The 8,420-nt window shown below is 65.2% G+C and carries 9 protein-coding genes; 1 reads left to right on the top strand and 8 read right to left on the bottom strand.

From position 1 onward, the window contains the following. The 8 genes from C100_RS47740 to gpmA all read right to left on the bottom strand — a co-directional run. Nucleotides 1-179, bottom strand: a 179-nt coding sequence (locus C100_RS47740; protein WP_152536403.1) for a DUF3035 domain-containing protein, incomplete at its 3' end; no start/stop codon positions are given. Further along, nucleotides 176-685 (bottom strand): signal peptidase II, encoded by a 510-nt coding sequence (lspA, locus tag C100_RS29225; protein WP_024018587.1) that lies wholly within the window; start codon nt 683-685, stop codon nt 176-178. The genes C100_RS47740 and lspA, both read right to left, overlap by 4 nt. Continuing rightward, on the bottom strand, nt 682-3,534 hold the full coding sequence (gene ileS / locus C100_RS29230; RefSeq protein ID WP_024018588.1) for an isoleucine--tRNA ligase: 2,853 nt from the start codon (nt 3,532-3,534) through the stop codon (nt 682-684). Before ileS ends, lspA begins: the two co-directional genes overlap by 4 nt. 75 nt (nt 3,535-3,609) lie before the next feature. Continuing rightward, nucleotides 3,610-4,536 (bottom strand): riboflavin biosynthesis protein RibF, encoded by a 927-nt coding sequence (gene ribF, locus C100_RS29235; protein WP_024018589.1) that lies wholly within the window; start codon nt 4,534-4,536, stop codon nt 3,610-3,612. Nucleotides 4,537-4,601: 65 nt separating this feature from the next. Beyond that, nucleotides 4,602-5,093, bottom strand: a complete 492-nt coding sequence (locus C100_RS29240; RefSeq protein WP_024018590.1) for a dihydrofolate reductase — start codon at nt 5,091-5,093, stop codon at nt 4,602-4,604. Between the two features lie 30 nt (nt 5,094-5,123). Next, a complete protein-coding gene (locus C100_RS29245; RefSeq protein WP_024018591.1) occupies nt 5,124-6,194 on the bottom strand; it encodes a 5-(carboxyamino)imidazole ribonucleotide synthase in 1,071 nt (356 codons plus the stop codon). Between the two features lie 16 nt (nt 6,195-6,210). Then, nucleotides 6,211-6,699, bottom strand: a complete 489-nt coding sequence (purE, locus tag C100_RS29250; protein WP_024018592.1) for a 5-(carboxyamino)imidazole ribonucleotide mutase — start codon at nt 6,697-6,699, stop codon at nt 6,211-6,213. A 120-nt stretch (nt 6,700-6,819) separates the two neighbouring features. Next, nucleotides 6,820-7,506, bottom strand: coding sequence for a 2,3-diphosphoglycerate-dependent phosphoglycerate mutase (gpmA, locus tag C100_RS29255; protein WP_031308747.1), 687 nt, complete (start codon nt 7,504-7,506; stop codon nt 6,820-6,822). Between the two features lie 154 nt (nt 7,507-7,660). Between gpmA and C100_RS29260 the strand changes: the two genes are divergently transcribed. Then, nucleotides 7,661-8,420: S49 family peptidase (locus C100_RS29260; RefSeq protein WP_037529771.1), on the top strand; the 760-nt coding region annotated here is incomplete at its 3' end.

Consider the following 8,420-nt stretch of genomic DNA (forward strand, 5'->3'; position numbering starts at 1 on the left):
GCCGCCGCGGGCGTGCCCGGCGCGGGCGGCACAAGCGCGAAATCGGGCGGCACGACCAGCGGCGCCTGACGCGAAACGGCGAATTCATCGGGCCGGTCGCGGCCCATCAGGCCGCGGCCGCCGCCACAAGCGGACAGGGTTGCAACAAGGCCGGCAGCGAGGATCAGTTTACGCTTCACTTCAAAGTCTCCGTCTTTGCGCTCTTGTCGCGCAGCAGCAGCGCCCGCGCAAGCAGGATCAGCACGCCGATGGTGATGGCGGCGTCCGCCAGGTTGAAAATCAGGAAGGGCCGCCATTCGCCGAAATGCAGGTCCGCATAATCAACGACATAGCCCAACCTTATGCGGTCCACGATATTGCCGATCGCCCCGCCCAGCACCAGGCCCAGCGCCGCGACGTCCTGCCGCGCCTTTTCCCGCCACATCCACACGCCGACGAAGGTCGCGATCAGGAAGGTCATACCGACCAGCGCCCAGCGCATCGCATCGGTATCGGCATGGAAGAAGCCCATGGAAACGCCGCGATTTTCCAGCCAGCGCAGCCGAAAAATGGGGAGGATGTCGATCCCGGCATCCGCCCGGCTCTTGAGCGCCAGCGGATAGGTGACGGTATATTTGATGAGCTGGTCCAGCGCGAGCGTCACGATCGCGACGGTCAGGCCCAGCGGACGATGATTGACGCTCATGCCGCCAGCACCGCGTCGCAGCGATCGCACAGCGCGCCGTCCTCGGTCACTTCGGGCAGCTTGCGCCAGCAGCGGCCGCATTTATGCCATTCGCTGGGCCGGACCGCGATGCCGTCGCCCTCACCCATGGTCACGCGCGCGACGATCGCCACTTCGGCGAAATCGACATCGCCGACCGGCAGCAACTCGCCCATGGTGACGTCGGCGTCCAGGCTGGAGCGCACGATCTTTTCGCGCCGCAGCGGTTCGATCGCTTCATTGACCTGCTCGCGCTGGTCGCGCAGCTCGGTCCATTTCTCATCAAGATGGCGGTTGATCCAATGATGGTCGATCTCCGGCCACTCCAGGAAATGGACGCTGTCCTCGTCACTTGGGAAGCGGCTTTGCCACACTTCCTCAGCGGTGAAGGGGATGATCGGCGCGACATAACGGACCAGCGCATGGAACAGCGTGTCGAGCAGCGTGCGATAGGCGCGCCGCTTGGGATCGCCCTTCGCGTCGCAATAGAGGCAGTCCTTGCGGATGTCGAAGAAGAAGGCGCTGAGGTCGCTGTTGGCGAAATCGAAGATGGCGCGGGTGTAGCGGCTGAATTCCAGCCAGTTCTCGCTGCCCGCAGCCTTGTCCACGACCGACTTGAGTTCCGCGTCCAACTGCGCCAGGCGATGGAGCATATAACGCTCCAGTTCCGGCATTTCAGCGTAGGAAACGGCTTCCGTCTCTTCATCATAATCGGAAAGAGCGCCAAGCATGTAGCGGAACGTATTGCGCAATTTGCGATAGGCGTCGGACGAACCGGCCAGCACTTCCTTGCCGATGCGGACGTCATCGAAATAGTCGGTGCTGGCGACCCAGACGCGCAGGATGTCGGCGCCGCTCTCGCTCATGATCTTGAGCGGATCGACCACATTGCCCAGGCTCTTGGACATTTTCTTGCCAGTGCCGTCGAGCGCGAAGCCATGGGTCAGCACCGCCTTATAGGGCGCCTGCCCCCGCGTGCCGCAGCTTTCCAGCAGCGAGGACTGGAACCAGCCGCGATGCTGGTCCGACCCCTCAATATAGAGGTCGGCGCGCGCGCCTTCGCCATAGCGGCCTTCGACCACGAAGCTGTGGGTGGAGCCGCTGTCGAACCAGACGTCGAGAATGTCGTTCACGACCTCATAGTCGGCAAGGTCATAGTCGGGGCCGAGCAACGCCTGATGATCCGCGCCAAACCAGGCGTCCGCGCCGCCGGCCCTGAACGCTTCGACGATGCGGGTATTGACCGCCGGATCAACCAGATATTGGCCGCTCTTGCGATGGACATAGAGGGCGATCGGCACACCCCAGGCGCGCTGGCGGCTGATGACCCAGTCGGGACGCCCTTCGACCATGGAGCGGATGCGGTTTGTCGAACGCTCCGGCACCCAGCGGGTCTGGGCGATCGCATCGAGCGCGATTTCGCGCAGGGTTGCGCCATTCCCATTCACTGCCGTCACGCCAGCGGAATCCGGCATGACGGATTGAGGCGTGTCCATCGGGATGAACCATTGCGGCGTGCAGCGATAGATGATCCGCGCCTTGGACCGCCAGCTATGGGGATAGCTGTGACGGAAGTCGCTGGCGCTCAGCAGGGCGCCTGCCGCGCGCAGGTCCGCGCAGATCGGGCCTTCGGGGCCGTTGAATTTGGTGTTGATAACGCTGCCCTGTCCGGGGAGCCATTCCCAGTCCTCGCGATAGAAGCCCGCATCATTGACCGCAAAGACCGGGTCGATGCCCAGCTTCTTGCAGGCGATGAAATCCTCCTCACCATGGTCGGGCGCCATATGGACGAGGCCGGTGCCCGCGTCGGTCGTGACATGGTCAGCGGGGAGGAAAGGACGGGGCTTTGCAAAGAAGTCGCCGAGCGCGTGCATCGGGTGGCGGGCGATGGCTCCGGTGAGGTCTTTGCCTTTGAATACCTGCCATTCACTTTCGTGGTATGACAATGTACCGACAACCGAGTTGCCGCCTCGACCTTGAAAAGCAACAGCGAGGTCTTTTGCGACGAGGTAAGAGCACGTCGAGCTGCCGTCCTTCAATAGGACATACTCAATCTCTTCCCCAAACGCGATCGCCTGGTTCACCGGGATCGTCCAGGGCGTGGTCGTCCAGATCACCGCGTGGGCGCCGACCAGTTCCGGCGCGTTCGGCGCTTCGACGATCTCGAACGCCACGTCGATCTGGGTCGACGTCACGTCCTCATACTCAACCTCAGCCTCGGCCAGTGCCGTTTTCTCGACCGGCGACCACATGACGGGCTTGGCGCCGCGATAGAGCTGGCCGCTCTGCGCGAACTTTAGCAATTCCCCCACGATCGTCGCCTCGGCATCGAACTTCATGGTCAGATAGGGGTCTTCCCAATCGCCCATGATGCCCAGCCGCTTGAACTGGTCGCGCTGCACGCCCACCCATTTGTCGGCATAGGCGCGGCACTGGGCGCGAAATTCCTGGGGCGGAACCTCGTCCTTGTTCAGCTTCTTCTTGCGATATTCCTCCTCGATCTTCCATTCGATCGGCAGGCCGTGGCAATCCCAGCCCGGCACATAGGGCGCGTCCTTGCCCAGCAGCGACTGGCTGCGGACGATGATGTCCTTCAGCACCTTGTTCATCGCATGGCCCATATGGATGTCGCCATTGGCGTAGGGCGGGCCGTCATGCAGGATGAAGCGCTCACGCCCCGCCCGCTTTTCGCGCAGCCGGTCATAAAGGCCCATCGCCTCCCACTTCGCCGCGATGGCGGGTTCCTTTTGGGCAAGGCCCGCCTTCATCGGGAAGTCGGTTTGCGGCAGGAAGACGGTGGCTTTATAGTCTTTGGCGGGCTGGTCGGTCATGGGTGCGCTTATTCTGGATCCGTCGGGTTCGAAGCAGTTCGAACCCAACGGAGGTTGGGCAATTAGCGCCGTGCCCTACGCGACGAAGGGCGTGGCTGCAAGGATTTGCCGCGCATCCGCGCAGTCCTGCGCGATGCCGGCGGTCAGGGCGTCGAGGCCGTCATATGTACGCTCGGCATGAAGATATTCGATCAGTTGCACCTGCACCACCTGATCGTAGAGGCTCTCGGAAAAATCGAAGAAATGCGGCTCCAGCAATTCCTTTGGCGGATCGAAGCTGGGGCGGATGCCCAGGTTCGCCGCGCCATCAAAGACGCGGCCGTCCGCCAATATGCCGCGCACGGCATAAATGCCGTAAGCGGGACGCAGATAGGGACCAAGGTCGATATTGGCGGTTGGAAAGCCGATGGTGCGGCCCAGCTTGTCGCCATGCTGGACGACGCCCTCGATCGCGAAAGGACGGGTGAGCAGGCCCGTCGCCGTGGCGCAATCCCCCGCTCGCAGCGCGGCGCGGATGCGGCTGGAGGAAATCGCCCCCTCTTCATCAATGACCGGCGCGACCGCCTGCGCTGGCAGGCCCAGCCGCGCGAAACTGTCGATCGTGCCGCTGCGCCCCCTGCCGAAGGTGAAATCCTCGCCCGTGACGACGGCGACCACGCCCATATCCTCGGTCAGCAGGCGGACATAGGCGGCCGGGTCCAGGGCGGCGAGGCTGGGTGTGAATTCGAACACCAGCATCGCGTCGGCCCCGGCCCTGCCAAACAGCGCCTGCCGCTGGTCGAGCGTGGTCAGGCGAAAAGGCGCGGTATCGGGCTGGAACAGGCGCATCGGATGCGGGTCGAAGGTGGCGACGATCGCCGGGCGCCCCTCCGCGCGCGCGCGCGCGATCGCGCGGCCCACCACTGCCTGATGGCCGGCATGAAAGCCGTCGAAATTGCCCAGCGCCATGATGCTCCCGCGCAGATGGGCGGGCATGGGGGCGCTGCTTGTCAGCCGCTCCATGGCGCGGCCTATAGGGGGGTGGCCGGGGCGTGGCAATGGATGCGACGCCCTGCCCCGCTCGCCGGTCATCGCCGCCGCGCGAAGGTGACGAAGCTGTAGGCCGGGCGCCCGTCCGCCGCCGAATGATCCGCGCGCGCCGTCTCCCGCCAGTGCGCGGGATCAGGATAGGCGATGCTGGCATCCCCCTGCGCGTCGAGATGCACTTCGGTCAGTTCGATCCGGTCGGCACGGCCCAGGAACAGCCGATAGATTTCCGCGCCGCCGATCACCATGGTCTTGGGCGCATCCACCAGGGCGATGGCGCCCTCCACGTCATGCGCGACCTCCGCGCCCGCCGCCGACCAGTCCGGGTCGCGGGTCAGGACGATGTGGCGGCGCCCCGGCAGCAGGCCCGGCAGGCTGTCGAAGGTCTTGCGGCCCATCACCATCGGATGACCGGCGGTGACCGCCTTGAAATGCTTCAAATCCGCCGGCAACCGCCAGGGCAGGTCGCCATCCCTGCCGATCACGCCATTGTCGGCGCGGGCGAGCACGAGGGTGATTTCGGTGCGGCTCATGGCCCCGTCCCTATGTCATTCCGTGCGAAATCAAAATACCAGCCGGGTCACATGCCCCATCTTGCGGCCGGGGCGCGCCTCATGCTTGCCGTAGAGATGCAGGTGATTGGCCGGATCGGACAGGATCGCCAGCCAATCCCCGGCTTCGTCCCCGATCAGGTTGCGCATCTCCACCCACGGCGCGGCAAGGCCGGTCTCACCCAGCGGCAGGCCGCAAATGGCGCGGACATGATTTTCGAACTGGCTCGTCACCGCCCCCTCGATGGTCCAGTGCCCGCTATTATGCACGCGCGGCGCCATTTCGTTGAACACCGGGCCATCGGCGCTGGCGAAAAATTCCAGCGTCAGGACGCCGACATAGTCCAGCGCGTCCGCCACCTGCCGCGCAAGCGCGCGGGCCTGATCCACCTGCCCCTCGATCAACGGGCCGGCGGGCGCGACCGAGGTGGAGAGGATGCCGTTCACATGGACATTGGCGGCCGAATCCCAAAAGCGCACCGTCCCGTCCGCGCCGCGCGCCAGGATCACCGAAAATTCCTCGGCGAAGGTGACGAAGCCTTCCAGGATCGCGCTCTGCCGCCCGATGGCGTTCCACGCGCCGACCGCATCGCCCGGTTCGTTGAGGCGCGCCTGCCCCTTGCCGTCATAGCCCATGCGGTTGGTCTTGAGGATTGCGCGGCTGCCGATCGTCGCGATCGCCGCTTCCAGATCGTCCAGGCTCTCGACCGACGCGAAGGGCGCGGTCAGCCCGCCCAGGTCACAGACGAAACGCTTTTCGGCGAGCCGGTCCTGCGCGATCCGCAGCGCCTCCGCGCCCGGACGCACCAGCCCATGGCCCGCCAATGTGTCGACCGCGGACGGATCGATATTCTCAAATTCATAGGTGACGACATCGACGCTGTCGGCAAAGGCGGCGAGCGCGTCGGCATCCTCATAGGCGGCGCGCGTCCAGTTGGGGGACACATCGGCGGCCGGGCCACTTTCCTCCGGCGCGAAAATATGGGTGCGATAGCCCAGTTGCGCGGCCGCCATGGCGATCATCCGGCCAAGCTGGCCGCCGCCGAGAATGCCGATGGTGGAGCCGGGCGCGATGGTCGTCATGTCGTGGCTATTTCCATCAGTCTTCGACGGTTTCGGCGACGGCATCGGTCTGGCGCGCGCGCCAGACGTCGAGCCGATCGGCCAGCGCCGGATCGTTGGTGGCAAGGATGGCGGCGGCCAGCAGCCCCGCATTGATGGCGCCCGGCTTGCCGATCGCCAGCGTGCCGACGGGGATGCCGCCGGGCATCTGGACGATGGACAGCAACGAATCCATCCCCTTGAGCGCTTTGGATTCGACCGGCACGCCCAGCACCGGCAGGCGCGTCATCGCCGCGGCCATGCCGGGCAGATGCGCCGCGCCGCCCGCGCCGGCGATGATGACCTTCAGGCCGCGCGCGGCGGCGCCATGGGCATAGTCATAGAGGCGTTGCGGGGTCCGGTGCGCCGACACCACCTTGCATTCATGGGCGACGCCCAGCGCTTCCAGCGTTTCGGCGGCATGGCGCATGGTCTCCCAATCGGACCGCGACCCCATGATGATGCCGACCTCAACTGCCCCGCTCATATGCTGCTTCCCCTGGCGCGACGGCCATCAACGGCCGCCCGGAAAGCAAAGCCCCTTAGCGGCCGGGCCGCCAAGGGGCAATGTGGATTCGGGCAAAATGGGCGAAGCGACCCTCGCTTCCTACCGCTCCGACAGATAATAGCGGTCGGTGGGGCTCAGATCATCCGCCAGTTGGTAGACGATCGGCTGGCCGGTCGGGATTTCCAGCTCGGTGATCTCGTCATCGGGGATGTTCGACAGATGCTTGACCAGCGCGCGTAGCGAATTGCCATGGGCGGAAATGAGCACCCGCTTGCCGGCCTTCAGGTCGGGGGCGATGGTCTCTTCCCAATAGGGCAGGACGCGGGCGATCGTGTCCTTCAGGCTCTCGGTCGACGGAATGGCGATACCGGCGTAGCGCCGGTCCTGCGACAGGTCGAATGCGCTGCCCGCTTCCATCGGCGGCGGCGGAACGTCGAAGCTGCGGCGCCATATCTTGACCTGCGCGTCGCCGTGCCGGGCGGCCGTCTCCGCCTTGTTAAGCCCGGTGAGGCCGCCATAATGGCGCTCGTTGAGGCGCCAGTCCTTCACGACCGGCAGCCACAGCCGCCCCATTTCCTCCAGCGCCAGATCGAGCGTCTTGATCGCGCGGGTCTGGAGCGAGGTATAGCAAATGTCGAAGTCCAACCCCTTTTCGGCCATCAACCGGCCCGCCGCGCGCGCTTCCCCGACGCCCTTTTCGGTGACGTCCACGTCCCACCAGCCGGTAAAGCGGTTTTCCAGGTTCCAGGTCGACTGGCCGTGACGGATAAGGACGAGAGTGGGCATCGGGCACGTCTCCTGCGCTTGGTCGTTCGTTGCGCTTCCCATAACGCCCCAAACGCGACACGCAAGCCTTGCAGGCGCGGCATCGCCGCCCACATTGCAGTCGATCCCGCGATGCGATAGCCGTTGGACCGATCCAGAAGAAGGAAGCAGCAACTTGGCATTTGTGAAGGGCGCGTGGCGCATATTGGTCGCGATCAAGGACGGACTGGTCCTCCTCTTCCTGCTGTTGTTCTTCGGCGCGCTCTACGCCGCCCTGTCCTTTTCGCCCAAGCCGGCCAAATCCGTGAGTTCAGGCGCGCTGCTGCTTGACCTGGACGGCACGATTGTCGAGCAGCCGGCCGAAGTCAGCCCGGTGGCGCTGCTGAGCGGCTCCGCCCCCGAAACGAAGGAATATCGCCTGTCCGACATCGTCGCCGCGCTGGACGCGGCGAAGGGCGACGCCAAGGTGAAGGCCGTGGTGCTCAACCTCGACGGCTTCATCGGCGGCGGACAGGTGGCGATGACCCGCGTGGGCAAGGCGCTGGACGCCGTGCGCGCCGCGAAAAAGCCGGTGCTGGCCTATGCGACGCTCTACAGCGACGACAGCTATCAACTGGCCGCCCATGCGAGCGAAGTGTGGGCCGACCCGCTGGGCGGCGTCGCGATCATGGGCCGGGGTGGTTCGAACCTCTATTATAAGGGGCTGATCGATAAGCTGGGCGTCAACACCCATGTCTACCGCGTCGGCACTTACAAGAGCTTCGTCGAACCCTTCACCCGCTCCGAACAATCGCCCGAAGCCAGGCAGGCCAATCAGGCGCTGGCCGACGCACTGTGGCAGAACTGGCAGGATGACGTGACGAAGGCCCGGCCCAGGGCGAAGATCGCCGCCTATGCCGGCAACCCCGCCGCCGCCGCCCGCGCCGCCAATGGCG

Origin of the sequence: Sphingobium sp. C100, from assembly GCF_000508185.1 — a bacterium.
Classification (GTDB): Bacteria; Pseudomonadota; Alphaproteobacteria; order Sphingomonadales; family Sphingomonadaceae; genus Sphingobium.